Consider the following 12,853-nt stretch of genomic DNA (forward strand, 5'->3'; position numbering starts at 1 on the left):
GAGCCGGAGGAAAGCGGGCACAAAAAAGGGCCCTGTCGGGCCCTGCGAGGATCCGCCCTTCAGGTGGCGGGTGCCGCACTGCTGGTCGGCAGGGTCTGATTCTGGTAGCGCAGGTCCTCTTCGATGATGACATCGACGTCCAGCGGCTTGCCGTTGCGGATCACCGAGATGGTGAGCTTGGTGCCGGGGCGGCTCTCTACGATCTTGTCCATGACGGGACGCACGCCGGTGATGGCCTCTCCGTTGATCTTGAGCAGCACATCCCCACGTTTGAGACCGGCCTTGGTGGCTGGGCCATTGGGATCCAGGCTCTCCACCACCAACCCCTGCAAGTCCCCCAGGTTCAGCATGCGCGCGACGATGGGATTGATCTCGACGCTGGAGATGCCGAGGTAGCCGCGGATGACCCGACCGTTGGCGATCAGCTCGTCCATGATGCGCTTGGCCAGCTTGTAGGGGATGGCAAAACTGATGCCATAGCTCTCCTGATTGCCGTTGAGGTGGTAGGCGGCGGTATTGATACCCACCAGATCGCCACGGCCATTGACCAGGGCGCCTCCGGAGTTGCCCTCGTTGATGGCGGCATCGGTTTGCAGCAGATCCTGTCTGCCATTGCTGTCCGGCCCCATGCTGGAGAGGCCGATACGCCCGGTGGCGCTGATGATGCCTTGGGTGATGGTCTGGCCGACGTTGTAGGGGTTGCCGATGGCGAGCACCACGTCTCCCACGTCCGGCAGACGATCCGGGTCCTGAGGGATCACCGGCAGGTTGTCCGATTCGATGTAGAGCACCGCCAGATCGGTCAGTTTGTCGGTGCCGACCAGCTCTGCACTGAATACCCGACCATCTTGCAGGGCGACGATGATCTGGTCCGCATCGGCGATGACGTGATAGTTGGTGAGCACGTGACCGCGCTGGTTCATGATGACGCCGGACCCCAGCCCCTGGGGTCTGAGTTCGGCTTTTTCACCGCGATTGCCGGCGAAGCTGCGGGTGTAGATGTTGACGACGGCAGGGCCGGCACGATGGGCCGCGTAGGAGAAGCTCAGCTCGCGGGCATTGGTGATGAGGCCCGGCAGGGGGGCGCCGCCGCGAAAATTGGGAAACACCAGCAACAAAAGCGCAGCCATGGCGAGGCCAAAGCCGACGGACTTGCCCAAGTAGCTGATCAGAGGTGGGATTTTCATGTCTTTCTCGTCCGTACAGGCTGCGGGCAGAGAATAACATTATCGATGGATAAAAATCACCCGCGGCGGTTGCCGCGGGTGTGAGGGGCTTAACGGATCACCAAATAGAGCGAGGAGTCGCCGCGCTGAATGTTCAGCGCCAGGACTTCCGGCTTGTTTTTCAACACCTTGGTCAGTTCACCCATGGAGTTGATGCGCTGGCGGTTGACTCCGATGATGATGTCACCCTTCTGCAGGCCGGAGGCGGCTGCCGGTGAGCGGGGATCGATGTCGGAGACGGCCACGCCGGTCACGGGGTCCGTGATGGTGCTCAGCTTGGCCCCTTCCAGGGCCGGATGCAGGGCGCTGGCCAGGATCTCGCTGTCATCCGCCTTCTTCAGGGTGACCTTGACGGTCTGCTCCTTGCCGTCACGAATGAGGCCGAGCGAGACCTGCTTGTCGGCCCCCATGGTGGCGATTTTGGCACGCAGCTCGCCGAAGGAGCGGATGGGCTTGCCATCGATGCTGATGATGATGTCGCCTGCCTTGATGCCTGCCTTGGCGGCAGCGGAGTCAGGCATGACCTGGTTGACGAAGGCACCGTCCTTCTTGTTGTAGCCGAAGGTCTTGGCGATTTCGCTGGTGAGCTCGGTGCCGGTGATCCCCAGCTGGCCACGGCGCACTTCGCCGTATTTCACGATCTGCTCGGAGAGATCGCGCACCATGTTGGACGGGATGGCAAAGCCGATGCCGATGTTGCCGCCGTTGGGGCCCAGGATGGCGGTGTTGATGCCGATCAGCTCCCCGCGCAGGTTGAGCAGGGCGCCGCCCGAGTTGCCGGAGTTGATGGCCGCATCGGTCTGGATGAAGTTCTCCAGATTTTCGATGTTGAGGCCGCTGCGACCCAGGGCGCTGACAATGCCGGAGGTGACGGTCTGGCCCAGGCCGAACGGGTTGCCGATGGCCAGCGCGTAGTCACCGACTCTCAGCTCGTCGGAGTCGGCGAACTTGATCTGCACCAGATCCTCGGCCTTGATTTGCAGCAGGGCGATATCCGACTGTTTGTCTTCCCCTATTTTTTTGGCCGCATACTCACGGCCATCCTTCAGGTTGACCTTGATCTCGTCCGCCTCGTGGACCACGTGGGCGTTGGTGATCACGTAGCCTTTCTTGGCATCGATGATGACGCCGGAACCAAGCGCCTGGAAGGGCTGCTCGCTCACCTGCTCGTCAGGCATGTTGGGGCCGAAGAAGAAGCGGAATTGTTCCGGCAGGCGCTGGCGGGTGATCTTCTTGCCAGAGACGGAGATGTTGACCACGGCAGGGGTCACCTGCTCGAGGACGGGGGCCAGGCTCGGCATCTCCTGGTTGTTCGCCATCAGGGGCAGTGCGGCCTGCGCCGGTGCTGAGGACATGGCGATACCGACACTGAGGGCTAAGACACTGAATACAGAAAGAGATTTACGCATATGAGAAACAGCTCCCAGAAAAAGTTGCAGTGCAATCGTCAAGGTCTGACCACGATAAAGCGTAATTAGTTCAACCGACGATCAGCCCGGCTGCTTGAGCAGGCCGGACGCACCGGCGTAATCGCGGGGAGGAAGGCCCGGCTCCTCGCTGTTGGCGGCATCGCCTGTTTCTTCCACTTCGGGTTCGCGGAACAGTGGTTCCTGTACCTTGGCCAGGAACTTGCTCTGTTCCGCCATGTGGCGATAAAGGGTCTGGTACTGTTCGGCCAGTTGCTCCATCAGGGCGGCGCTGTCGGCGAAGTGGGTGGTGATCTGCCCCTGGTAGCTTTCCAGCTCCTTGTGGGCTTTTTTCAGCTCCTGTTCCAGGCGTCCGGCATCCCGGCTACGGACAGAGAAGCGGCCGATCAGCACGCCGATGATCAGGGCGGCGATCGCCAGCAGGATCCCGTTAAACAGAGTCATAGAAGCTCCTTGTTACAGCTAACACGATGAATTTGAAGCGGTCGGATGGACCGCAACGCCTCGTTGGCACTATACCGTGCCCCCCGAGAGCGTGATACCATTTTGTCCCTCATTCAGGGACTTGGAGGCGGTTTACAGGATGACCCCGCAGCAAAAATATCAGCAGGATTTGCAGCGCCCCGGCTTTGTGGCCGATCCGGCCCAGGCCATGGCAGTCGCCCGCCTGGAGCGACTCTATCAGGATCTGTGCGCAAGCCCGACTCCGACCAGATCCCGTGGCCTGCTAGGTTGGCTGCAAAAGCCGAAAACCCGTGACCCCGTCCAGGGGTTATATATGTGGGGCGGTGTGGGCAGAGGCAAGACCTGGCTGATGGATACTTTTTTTGAGAGCCTGCCGGGGGAGCGCAAACTGCGCATCCACTTCCACCGTTTCATGCACCGTGTGCACGGCGAGCTCAAAGGGCTGACCGGTCAGTCCGATCCGCTCAAGCTGATCGCCCGCAAGCTGGCCGACGAGACCGACGTCATCTGCTTCGACGAGTTTTTCGTCTCGGATATCACGGATGCCATGCTGCTCGGCACTCTGTTCCAGGAACTCTTTGGCCATGGCGTGGTGCTGGTGGCCACATCCAACATTCCCCCTCAGGATCTCTACCGCAACGGGTTGCAGCGTGCTCGCTTCCTGCCTGCTATCGCGCTTATCGAGCGTCACTGCGAGGTGATCAATGTCGATGGCGGTGTCGATTACCGGCTGCGAACCCTGGAACAGGCAGAGATCTATCACTTCCCGTTGGATGAGCAGGCCAGGAGCAACCTGGATCGTTATTTCAGCCAGTTGACCGGGATTGGGCCGGTGACTGCCGCCGCACTGGAAGTCAACCATCGCCAACTGAGTGCACTGGGCGTGGGGGAAGGGGTGCTTTATATGGAGTTTGAACAGCTGTGCTGTACTCCACGCTCCCAGGGCGACTACATCGAACTGGCCCGTGAGTTCCACACCGTCCTGCTGGCCAATGTGCAACCCATGGGCAGCGGCACGGATGACGCGGCCCGCCGCTTCATCGCCATGGTGGATGAGTTTTATGAGCGGCACGTCAAGCTCATCATATCGGCGGCGGTCCCCATGACCGGGCTATATGGCGAAGGCCTGCTGAATTTCGAATTCAAGCGTTGCCTTTCACGGCTTCAGGAGATGCAATCGCACGAATACCTTGCCAGAGTGCACCTTCCTTAGTCACAATACCGCGCCTGCCAGTCGGATGGGCATCTGCGGCAGGTAGGGCCGGGCGACATTTGCTAGCTTCATGGCAGTGAAATTAGCAGGTGATATTTAAGGCAACTTCACTTATAATCGCCCGGCCCACGTTACAGCTGTCGATAAGACAGCAACACTTTAAGCTTTACTTGTATTCGAAGGGGTACAGGTAGGCCATCGTTTGTTGTTTGTGGGAGAGCCCCCATAAGCAATTGGGTCTGTAACAGGTAATTGGGTTTAACTTAATGAAAACTTTCGTTGCCAAGCCAGAAACCGTAAAACGTGACTGGTACATTGTGGACGCAGAAGGTAAAACTCTGGGTCGTATCGCAACCGAGATCGCTGCTCGTCTGCGTGGTAAGCACAAAGCCGAGTACACTCCGCACGTTGACACCGGTGACTACATCATCGTTGTAAACGCTGAGAAGGTACACGTAACCGGTAAGAAATTTACCGACAAAATGTACCACGCTCACTCCGGTTTCCCGGGTGGTATCAAGTCCATCAGCTTCGACAAGCTGATTCAGCGTAAGCCGGAAATGGTAATCGAAGCTGCCGTCAAGGGCATGCTGCCGAAGGGTCCGCTGGGCCGTGCCATGTTCCGTAAGCTGAAAGTTTACGCAGGCGCAGAGCACGCTCATGCTGCTCAGCAACCTCAAGTACTGGATATCTAACGGGAACTGGCAACATGGCAGAAAATCAATACTACGGTACCGGCCGTCGCAAAAGCTCCACTGCTCGCGTATTCATCAAAGCGGGTAGCGGTAAAATCGTAATCAACCAGCGCTCCCTGGAGCAATACTTCGGCCGTCCGACTGCCCGCATGGTAGTTCGTCAGCCGCTGGAACTGGTCGAGATGACCGAGAAACTGGATCTGTACATCACCGTTAACGGTGGTGGCATCTCCGGTCAAGCTGGTGCGATCCGCCACGGTATCACTCGTGCTCTGATGCAGTACGACGAGACCCTGCGTTCCGAACTGCGTAAAGCTGGCTTTGTTACTCGTGATGCCCGTAAGGTTGAGCGTAAGAAAGTCGGTCTGCACAAAGCGCGTAAGCGTCCGCAGTACTCCAAGCGTTAATTCGCTTTTGGTACGCACTCTCAGGAGTGTCAAAAAAGCCTGGCAATTTGCCAGGCTTTTTTTATTGGTAATGTTACATGTGACAATGCTAAGCATACGTCACAAAAGACAAAAAATTGTGTATTTATTGTTTTTGCCCATCGACTCCCTTTCTTGTCAAATTGTTATCTTTTCTTTAAAATTTCCATGGTCTTTCTGTGTCAATTGCCACTCCGCTTCCATTGCAGTTGTCAGAGGGAGAGGAGAAGTAAACAGGGACACTATAAGAATGAGCGGAGTCCACATGGGAGAGTTTTTGGATGAGCAATGCGCCAGTTGATACCGGTCGCCGCAGATTTCTTACCTGGTCAACGGTTGCCGTTGGCGGTGTAGGAGCTGCTTTTACCGCAGTGCCGTTTATTAAGTCATGGAATCCGAGTGCCAAAGCCAAGGCGGCAGGCGCCCCGGTTGAAGTGGATATCAGCAAGCTGGAGCCGGGTCAGCTAATCCGCGTCGAGTGGCGTGGTAAACCGGTCTGGGTGGTGAAGCGCACCAAGCAGACGCTGGATGCTCTGGCTGCGCACGATGACAAGCTGCGGGATCCTGCGTCAGACGAGCCACAGCAACCGGACTATGCCCACAATGGCTACAGATCCATCAAACCGGAAATCTTCGTGGCCGTTGGCATCTGCACTCATCTGGGATGCTCCCCCTCCTATCTGCCCGACAGCTTCGGCGAGCAGGTTCAAGGGGTAACTTCCGGCTTCTTCTGCCCCTGCCATGGCTCCAAATTCGACATGGCTGGTCGAGTGTTCCAGGGCGTCCCCGCACCGCTGAACCTGGTCATTCCGCCATACCAATTTCTTAGCGACACCACCATTCTGGTCGGTGCCGATGGCAAGGAGGCCTGACCATGTTTGCCAAACTCATGGACTGGATCGATGATCGTTTCCCGCTCACGGCCATGTACAACGACCATATGGCCAAGTATCCGGCGCCCAAGAACCTGAACTTCTGGTACTTCTTCGGCTCGCTTGCCATGTTGGTGCTGGTCAACCAGATCATCACCGGCATCTGGCTGACCATGAACTACAACCCTTCGGCGGAAGGTGCCTTCGCTTCCGTGGAATACATCATGCGGGATGTGGATTACGGCTGGCTGCTTCGCTACATGCACTCCACCGGGGCATCCGCCTTCTTCATCGTGGTCTACCTGCACATGTTCCGCGGCATGATCTACGGCTCTTACCAAAAGCCACGGGAACTGCTGTGGATCTTCGGCATGCTGATCTTCCTGGTGCTGATGGCCGAGGCCTTCATGGGTTACCTGCTGCCCTGGGGGCAGATGTCGTTCTGGGGGGCCCAGGTCATCATCTCGCTGTTCGGTGCCATCCCCGTTATCGGTGACGATCTGACCCTGTGGATCCGGGGGGACTATGTCATCTCGGGTGCGACCCTGAACCGCTTCTTTGCGCTGCACGTCATCGCTTTGCCGCTGGTACTGGTGATGCTGGTGGCCATGCATATCCTGGCGCTGCACGAGGTGGGCTCCAACAACCCCGATGGCATCGACATCAAGAAGCACAAGGACGAGAACGGCTGGCCACTGGATGCGGTCGCGTTCCACCCCTATTTCACCGTGAAGGACATGATCGGGGTAGCCGGTTTCCTGTTCTTCTTCTGTGCCATCATCTTCTTCAAGCCGGACATGTGGGGCTATTTCCTCGAGAAACCGAACTTTGAGGTGGCCAACGGCCTGAAGACACCGGCACATATCGCCCCGGTCTGGTACTTCACCCCCTTCTACGCCATCCTGCGTGCGGTGCCGGACAAGCTGCTGGGGGTCATCATGATGGGCCTCTCCATCGTGGTGCTGTTCCTGTTGCCCTGGCTGGATCGTTGCAAGGTGCGCTCGGTGCGTTATCGCAGCACCCTGCACAAGCTGAACATCGCCCAGTTCGTGGTCTGCTTCATTATCCTGGGGGTGCTGGGCGTGCTGCCATCAACCCCGACCCTGACGCTGATTGCACAGCTCTGTACTCTGGGTTATTTCGGATTCTTCGTCCTGTTGTTCTTCTACAGCAAGAATGAGAACACCAAGCCGCTGCCGGAGAGGGTGACATTCAAATGAAAAGAATAATTTTTGCAGTGCTGGCCCTGCTGCCTGGTCTGGTGTTGGCCTCTGGCGGTGGCTTCCCCCTCGACAAGGCGGAGTACGATCTGAGTGACAAGGCATCCCTGCAACGGGGGGCCGCCACCTTCATGAACTACTGTGCCGGCTGTCACTCCACCCAGTACCAGCGTTATAACCGGGTGGCGGCCGACATCGGCATTCCGGACGATCTGATGAAGGAGAACCTGGTCTTCACCGGCGCCAAGATCGGCGATCTGATGAAGAGCGCCATGTCCGAGAAGGATGCTGCTCGCTGGTTCGGCGCGCCGCCCCCCGACCTGACCCTGGTTGCCCGGGTGCGTGGTGCAGACTGGATCTACACCTATCTGCGTTCCTTCTACGTGGACGAGACCCGTCCATTCGGGGTGAACAACGCCGTCTTCCCGTCCGTGGGTATGCCCCATGTGCTGGAGCCGTTGCAGGGGACGCCCCGCGCCGAGTTCGAGACGCACACCCTGGATGGCGTGGAGATGCAGCAAGTCGTCAGCATCAAATCTGACGGCAACGGTGAAATGAACAACGAAGAATATGATCAGACGGTACTGGATCTGGTAAACTTCTTGGTCTACTCGGCTGAGCCGGTGCAGCAGGAGCGCGAACGCATGGGCTTCTGGGTACTCGGATTCATCGCTATCTTCTTCATCTTCACTGTGCTGTTGAAGAAGGAATTCTGGCGCGACGTTCACTAAGCGACCAGATCGGAGTAATATGACGCACGGCAATGAAGACAGACATGCTTCATTGCCGTTTCTGCTTTTTAATGACGGGAGGGTTCAATGGCTGTAGCTGCCAATAAGCGTTCGGTAATGACGCTGTTTTCCGGTGCCAACGATATGTTCAGCCATCAGGTGCGTATTGTCCTGGCGGAGAAGGGTGTTAGCGTGGATATCTGCCAGGTTGATCCTGCCAACCTGCCGGATGAGCTGGCCGAGCTGAACCCGTACAACACTGTACCGACTCTGGTGGATCGCGAGCTGGCGTTGTACACCTCGCGCATCATCATGGAGTATCTGGACGAGCGTTTCCCGCATCCGCCCCTGATGCCGGTTTATCCGGTCGCGCGCGGCAACAGCCGTCTGATGATGCACCGCATCGAGCTGGACTGGTACTCTCTGGCCGACAAGATCATGGCGGGCACCGATACCGAAGCCGCCCGTGCCGAGCTGCGCGACAACCTGCTGGCCATCGCCCCCATCTTCGGTGAGATGCCCTACTTCATGAGCGAAGAGTTCGGTCTGGTCGACTGCTACATGGCGCCGTTGCTGTGGCGTCTGCCGAGCCTGGGCATCGACTTTACCGGTCGTGGCGCCAAAGAGCTGAAGGCTTACATGGTTCGCCTGTTCGAGCGTGAATCTTTCCAGGCTTCCCTGACCGAGGCCGAGCGCGAGATCCGTGCCGGCGTATGAGCATGGAACCGACAATGACACCCAGTCGCCCGTATCTGCTGCGGGCGTTTTTTGACTGGTTGCTGGATAACGATCTGACTCCCCATCTGGTGGTCAATGCCAACATTCCCCATGTGATGGTACCGATGCAGTTCGTGCAGGATGGCCAGATTGTTCTGAACATCGCCCCCCGGGCCGTGGGCCAGTTCCACATGGACAATGACGCTGTCAGCTTCAGCGCCCGTTTCGGTGGCGTATCGCAGCAGGTCTATATTCCCATGGCGGCCGTACTGGCCATCCATGCCAGGGAGAACGGAGTAGGGACCCTGTTCCCGCCGGAGCCCGGGTATGACCTCTGGCTGGAACAGGCACAGACACCAACGTCGGTTGACCCCGAGCCGGAACCACCACGCCCGAGCGGTCGCCCGACCCTGAAAGTCATCAAATAAAAAACGCAGCCTGAAGGCTGCGTTTTTTCATCCTGCCAGATGGTCAATTCTGGGCAAACTCGAAGGCTTTGATCACCTGCTTAACGCCGCTGACGTGGCGGGCGATTTCCACGGCCTGATCCCCTTCCTGGCGGGTGACCAACCCAATGAGAAATACCTCGCCATTCTCGGTGACAACCTTCACCTTGGCGCTGTCGAAGTTCTTGGTGCCCAGCATGTCGGCCCGCACCTTGGAGGTGATCCAGGTGTCATTGCTGCGCACGCCGATGCTGACTGGTTTGCCAAGGCGCAGCTCGTTGTAGACATGGCGAACCCCTTCAATCCGGCTCACGATTCTGCCCGCTTCCTGTTTGTAAGCGTCAGAGGGTGTCTGACCCACCAGCAGCACACGGCCGTTGTTGCTGTAGACACTGATCTTGCTGGCGGCGCTCAGGGGCTTGTTGTCGGCCAACAGGTTGGCGGCTTTCAGCTCTATGGTCTGATCGTCCCACTGGGCACCCAGGGTGCGGCGATCGCCGCTCGCCTTGGCGGTGCCAGCCGCGCCACCGACCACCACGGCAGCACAGCCTTGCAGCAGCAGGACGCCGGTCAGCAGGGCAAGAGCTAGAATAGGCTTCTTCATGGTTTCAGTCTTCCTGTTGCGGGAAAAGTGTCTGGTCGATGAGATCACAGAGACAGTGCAGGGTCAACAGGTTCACTTCCAGAATACGAGGACGGCGAGCGGAAGGAACGCGGATCTCCACGTCATTGGGGCCCAGCAGACCGGCGATCTCTCCCCCGTCTCCGCCACCGAGAACAATGATGGTCATGTCGCGGGAGAGGGCGGCCTCCGCAGCCTTGATGAGGCTGCGGCTGTTGCCTGTCGTGGTGATGACCACCAGGATGTCGCCTGGTTGTCCCAGAGCACGTATCTGTTTGGCATAGACCTCTTCGAAACCGTGATCCGTGGCGATGGCGCTGATGGTCGCCATGTCAGGCGTCAGGGCGAGACCGGGCAGGGAGGGGCGAGGAGTTTCATAGCAGTTCACCAGTTCGGAAATGAACAGCTGTGCCAATGCCGAGGAGGGACCATTGCCACATGCCATCACCTTGTGGCCATTGAGCAGGCAGATGGTCAGCATCTGGGCTGCCGTATGGATGGCATCCGGCAGTGCTTCGGCGGCAGCTATCTTGGTCTGGATGCTTTCGGTGTAATTCTCTTTGATGGGATCAGTCATGGGGTCCTCTTAAAACGCGTTCTGGATCCAGTCCGGCTGGTCGCCCTCGAACGCGATCACATCGAATCGACAGGCCTGGTTGGCCTCATTGATGGCATGTTGCTTGAAATAGTGGCGCGCGGCCAGCACGATCTTGTGCTGCTTGCGCCGGGTGACCGAGCTGGCTGCACCGCCATGGGTGGCGTTGGCGCGATATCTCACTTCAACGAACACCAGGGTATCCCCCTGGCGCATGATGAGATCGATCTCGCCGCCACGGCAGCGGTAGTTGCGGGTCACGGGTTGCAGGCCTCGGGCCTGCAACCAGTGTTCCGCTATTTGCTCAAAGTGTTGTCCCTTGCTCGTCGCTGCCGACGGCAACAGGTTCAACCACTGCTGGTGAAGTTGTGTCAGTAGCCTCTTCATGAGTCGCATCCTCCAGCTGGGGGGCGGCGCTGTCGCTGACCAGCTTGCCATTCTGGTAGGTGGCCCAGTCCAGCATGCGCACTATGTTGCCCTGGGGATCCACGCTCAGCTGGCCACTCATGCCGGGTTGCTGCATAGCATTGACCTTGCGCATTTGCGGCAGGTTGCCTGCCAGGCTGACGGCATCGTAGCCGAGGGCGAACAGGCGCAGCAGGTCGCCCTGGGTCTGGGGCCAGAGCAGGGCAATCTGTTCACGCTGCGTCTCGAAGCCACCCAGCAGCAGTGGCATGTCGGAGATATGCATGCCGTTGAGCTCGGAGGCTACCTCGGTCGTCCCGCCGTCGTATCCCCGAGAGCTGCTGTAGATGGGCAGGCTGCCCATGGGGTTGACCGAGATGTCCACATAGGGCTTGATCATCCGGGTCTCCAGGCTGTTGGCCACCACATAGACGGCGTCGATGCTGCGCGGCGCGGCATCGGACAGCTGGACAATCTCCCCGGCTCGTGCGGTGGAACGGCCGCTCAGAGCGTTCTTGACCATGCCCTGCACTTCGTTGCGTGCCCCGAAGGTGGCAACCACGGGCTTCTCCTGGCTGACGCCGGCCCAGGCCTGTTCAAACGCCTTGATACTGCTGTAGCCAATCCGGCCTTGTGCCGCGATCAGCAGCGGCTTGCGGTAGCCCTGACCATAGAGGTACTGGGCCGCCTGGCTCGCATCGGCAGCGGCGGAGAGCGAGAAATAGAAGGTGTTGTCGTTGACGATCGGCTTGTCCAGCTCGTTGAGCGCCAGTACCGGCACGGTCGGATTCGACTTGAGCAGCTCCTCCACCTGATCCTTGAGCAGGGGGCCGATGATCATGTTGGCCCCTTCCTGAATCGCCTGCTTGTAGAGGTCCCCCATTGCCTTGCCCTGGGTATCGTAGAAGTTCAGGGTGAACTGGCTCTGATTTTCCTTGTAGGACATCAGCATGCCGTTGCGGATGGCTGCGCCCTGGGCTTCCAGGTTGCCGGAGAGCGGCAGGAAGACGGCGATCTGCTGCAGCGAACCGTTGTCCGTGATAGCGAGATCCCCAAGGCCGGCCGGCATGTCGCTCTGGGCAGGGTGGTTAGGGAAGCTCTGCTTCCAGCCGGCAAGCTGGCGGGCCAGCTGGCTCGGCTGTGCCCCGAACTCGTTCACCAGCGCCGCAAGACGCAGCCAGCCGGTGGTCACATCGGGAGCTGGCTCCTCTTCGAGCGCCTGCAGGGTGGAGGGGGTCATGCTTTTCAGCAGTGACCAGATCTGCTGGTGATTGGTGGCCAGCTCATTCTTGGCCAGATAAGGTTCTAGCAGGATCAGCGACTTGGCCGCACCAAACTTGTTGTTGATGTCGAGCTGCAGCACCACGCGCTGGCGGTACCAGTCCTTCTGGGTATCGGCATCCAGCACCACATCCGGCTTGCCTTCCAGCAGGATCAGCGCCTGGTTGGCGTTGCCCTGGGCGAGCAGCAGGTGTGCCTGCAGCAGTTGCAACTGCGCCTGCTGCTCCGGGCTCTTCGCCTGCTTCTGCAACTGCTGATACAGGGCGGCAGCCGGTTTGGCCTGGCCGAGCGCCAGATAGCTGCGCGCCGCCATCATCTGCCACACGAAGGCCTCTGCCGGTTTGGCGGGATCCACCTGCTCCAGATACCACTGGGCATTCTTGGTCAGATCCGAGAAGGCTGACGGCATGCCGGGTTGTCCGGAAGATTGATTGGGCTCCGACGCACAGGCGGCGAGCAGGACTGCCGCGAGTAGGATGCCGAAGAGTCGTGATACACTTAGCTGCTTTATAA

At 58.9% G+C, this 12,853-nt stretch carries 15 protein-coding genes; 8 read left to right on the plus strand and 7 right to left on the minus strand.

All coding sequences use genetic code 11. The annotated features are described in order from the left end of the window. Positions 1–59: 59 nt before the first annotated feature. From degS to PG887_RS08625, 3 genes are all read right to left on the minus strand, one after another. Positions 60–1,187, minus strand: a complete 1,128-nt coding sequence (degS, locus tag PG887_RS08615) for an outer membrane-stress sensor serine endopeptidase DegS (RefSeq protein ID WP_010675858.1) — start codon at positions 1,185–1,187, stop codon at positions 60–62. Between the two features lie 89 nt (positions 1,188–1,276). Continuing rightward, on the minus strand, positions 1,277–2,635 hold the full coding sequence (locus PG887_RS08620) for a Do family serine endopeptidase (protein ID WP_029314844.1): 1,359 nt from the start codon (positions 2,633–2,635) through the stop codon (positions 1,277–1,279). 81 nt (positions 2,636–2,716) lie between these two features. Next, positions 2,717–3,097 (minus strand): YhcB family protein, encoded by a 381-nt coding sequence (locus PG887_RS08625; RefSeq protein WP_010675856.1) that lies wholly within the window; start codon positions 3,095–3,097, stop codon positions 2,717–2,719. Positions 3,098–3,236: 139 nt separating this feature from the next. Here PG887_RS08625 and zapE point away from each other — a divergent pair, with 139 nt between their 5' ends. The 8 genes from zapE to PG887_RS08665 all read left to right on the plus strand — a co-directional run bounded on the left by zapE (position 3,237) and on the right by PG887_RS08665 (position 9,419). After that, positions 3,237–4,331: a cell division protein ZapE gene (zapE, locus tag PG887_RS08630; protein WP_104454880.1), complete on the plus strand. Its 1,095-nt coding sequence runs from the start codon at positions 3,237–3,239 to the stop codon at positions 4,329–4,331. A gap of 266 nt (positions 4,332–4,597) precedes the next feature. Next, the gene (rplM, locus tag PG887_RS08635; RefSeq protein WP_005336289.1) at positions 4,598–5,026 is read left to right on the plus strand and encodes a 50S ribosomal protein L13; all 429 of its coding nucleotides are present in this window, start codon (positions 4,598–4,600) and stop codon (positions 5,024–5,026) included. Positions 5,027–5,040: 14 nt separating this feature from the next. Further along, on the plus strand, positions 5,041–5,433 hold the full coding sequence (rpsI, locus tag PG887_RS08640) for a 30S ribosomal protein S9 (RefSeq protein ID WP_005336286.1): 393 nt from the start codon (positions 5,041–5,043) through the stop codon (positions 5,431–5,433). A gap of 299 nt (positions 5,434–5,732) precedes the next feature. After that, positions 5,733–6,323, plus strand: a complete 591-nt coding sequence (gene petA, locus PG887_RS08645) for a ubiquinol-cytochrome c reductase iron-sulfur subunit (protein ID WP_010675854.1) — start codon at positions 5,733–5,735, stop codon at positions 6,321–6,323. 2 nt (positions 6,324–6,325) lie between these two features. After that, positions 6,326–7,543, plus strand: coding sequence for a cytochrome b (locus PG887_RS08650; protein ID WP_104454879.1), 1,218 nt, complete (start codon positions 6,326–6,328; stop codon positions 7,541–7,543). Next, the gene (locus PG887_RS08655; RefSeq protein WP_039040484.1) at positions 7,540–8,274 is read left to right on the plus strand and encodes a cytochrome c1; all 735 of its coding nucleotides are present in this window, start codon (positions 7,540–7,542) and stop codon (positions 8,272–8,274) included. The genes PG887_RS08650 and PG887_RS08655 overlap by 4 nt, the downstream gene beginning before the upstream one ends. Positions 8,275–8,361: 87 nt before the next feature. After that, positions 8,362–8,991: a stringent starvation protein SspA gene (sspA, locus tag PG887_RS08660; RefSeq protein ID WP_039040485.1), complete on the plus strand. Its 630-nt coding sequence runs from the start codon at positions 8,362–8,364 to the stop codon at positions 8,989–8,991. After that, the gene (locus PG887_RS08665) at positions 8,988–9,419 is read left to right on the plus strand and encodes a ClpXP protease specificity-enhancing factor (protein WP_029314842.1); all 432 of its coding nucleotides are present in this window, start codon (positions 8,988–8,990) and stop codon (positions 9,417–9,419) included. The genes sspA and PG887_RS08665 overlap by 4 nt, the downstream gene beginning before the upstream one ends. A gap of 43 nt (positions 9,420–9,462) precedes the next feature. Here PG887_RS08665 and dolP read toward each other — a convergent pair whose 3' ends face one another. Genes dolP through PG887_RS08685 form a run of 4 tightly spaced genes read right to left on the minus strand, consistent with a single transcriptional unit; the run spans position 9,463 to position 12,749 of the window. Further along, positions 9,463–10,041, minus strand: coding sequence for a division/outer membrane stress-associated lipid-binding lipoprotein (gene dolP, locus PG887_RS08670; protein WP_010675849.1), 579 nt, complete (start codon positions 10,039–10,041; stop codon positions 9,463–9,465). A gap of 4 nt (positions 10,042–10,045) precedes the next feature. Beyond that, entirely contained in the window at positions 10,046–10,636 is a 591-nt protein-coding gene (locus PG887_RS08675) for a D-sedoheptulose-7-phosphate isomerase (protein WP_010675848.1), read from the minus strand. A gap of 9 nt (positions 10,637–10,645) precedes the next feature. Further along, positions 10,646–11,050 (minus strand): YraN family protein, encoded by a 405-nt coding sequence (locus tag PG887_RS08680; protein WP_410488092.1) that lies wholly within the window; start codon positions 11,048–11,050, stop codon positions 10,646–10,648. Continuing rightward, on the minus strand, positions 10,959–12,749 hold the full coding sequence (locus PG887_RS08685) for a penicillin-binding protein activator (RefSeq protein WP_223952598.1): 1,791 nt from the start codon (positions 12,747–12,749) through the stop codon (positions 10,959–10,961). The genes PG887_RS08680 and PG887_RS08685 overlap by 92 nt, the downstream gene beginning before the upstream one ends. Between the last annotated feature and the right edge of the window lie 104 nt (positions 12,750–12,853).

The organism is Aeromonas sp. QDB14 (assembly GCF_027707845.1).
GTDB lineage: Bacteria > Pseudomonadota > Gammaproteobacteria > Enterobacterales > Aeromonadaceae > Aeromonas > Aeromonas caviae.

Excerpts from the sequence above, each read along its gene's own strand:
- rplM (WP_005336289.1), top strand. The coding sequence starts at position 4,598 with ATGAAAACTTTCGTTGCCAAGCCAGAAACCGTAAAACGTGACTGGTAC.
- PG887_RS08650 (WP_104454879.1), top strand. The coding sequence starts at position 6,326 with ATGTTTGCCAAACTCATGGACTGGATCGATGATCGTTTCCCGCTCACG.
- PG887_RS08685 (WP_223952598.1), bottom strand. The coding sequence starts at position 12,749 with ATGCCGTCAGCCTTCTCGGATCTGACCAAGAATGCCCAGTGGTATCTG.
- dolP (WP_010675849.1), bottom strand. The coding sequence starts at position 10,041 with ATGAAGAAGCCTATTCTAGCTCTTGCCCTGCTGACCGGCGTCCTGCTG.
- PG887_RS08680 (WP_410488092.1), bottom strand. The coding sequence starts at position 11,050 with ATGCGACTCATGAAGAGGCTACTGACACAACTTCACCAGCAGTGGTTG.
- zapE (WP_104454880.1), top strand. The coding sequence starts at position 3,237 with ATGACCCCGCAGCAAAAATATCAGCAGGATTTGCAGCGCCCCGGCTTT.
- rpsI (WP_005336286.1), top strand. The coding sequence starts at position 5,041 with ATGGCAGAAAATCAATACTACGGTACCGGCCGTCGCAAAAGCTCCACT.
- petA (WP_010675854.1), top strand. The coding sequence starts at position 5,733 with ATGAGCAATGCGCCAGTTGATACCGGTCGCCGCAGATTTCTTACCTGG.
- PG887_RS08675 (WP_010675848.1), bottom strand. The coding sequence starts at position 10,636 with ATGACTGATCCCATCAAAGAGAATTACACCGAAAGCATCCAGACCAAG.
- PG887_RS08620 (WP_029314844.1), bottom strand. The coding sequence starts at position 2,635 with ATGCGTAAATCTCTTTCTGTATTCAGTGTCTTAGCCCTCAGTGTCGGT.
- PG887_RS08665 (WP_029314842.1), top strand. The coding sequence starts at position 8,988 with ATGAGCATGGAACCGACAATGACACCCAGTCGCCCGTATCTGCTGCGG.
- sspA (WP_039040485.1), top strand. The coding sequence starts at position 8,362 with ATGGCTGTAGCTGCCAATAAGCGTTCGGTAATGACGCTGTTTTCCGGT.
- PG887_RS08625 (WP_010675856.1), bottom strand. The coding sequence starts at position 3,097 with ATGACTCTGTTTAACGGGATCCTGCTGGCGATCGCCGCCCTGATCATC.
- degS (WP_010675858.1), bottom strand. The coding sequence starts at position 1,187 with ATGAAAATCCCACCTCTGATCAGCTACTTGGGCAAGTCCGTCGGCTTT.
- PG887_RS08655 (WP_039040484.1), top strand. The coding sequence starts at position 7,540 with ATGAAAAGAATAATTTTTGCAGTGCTGGCCCTGCTGCCTGGTCTGGTG.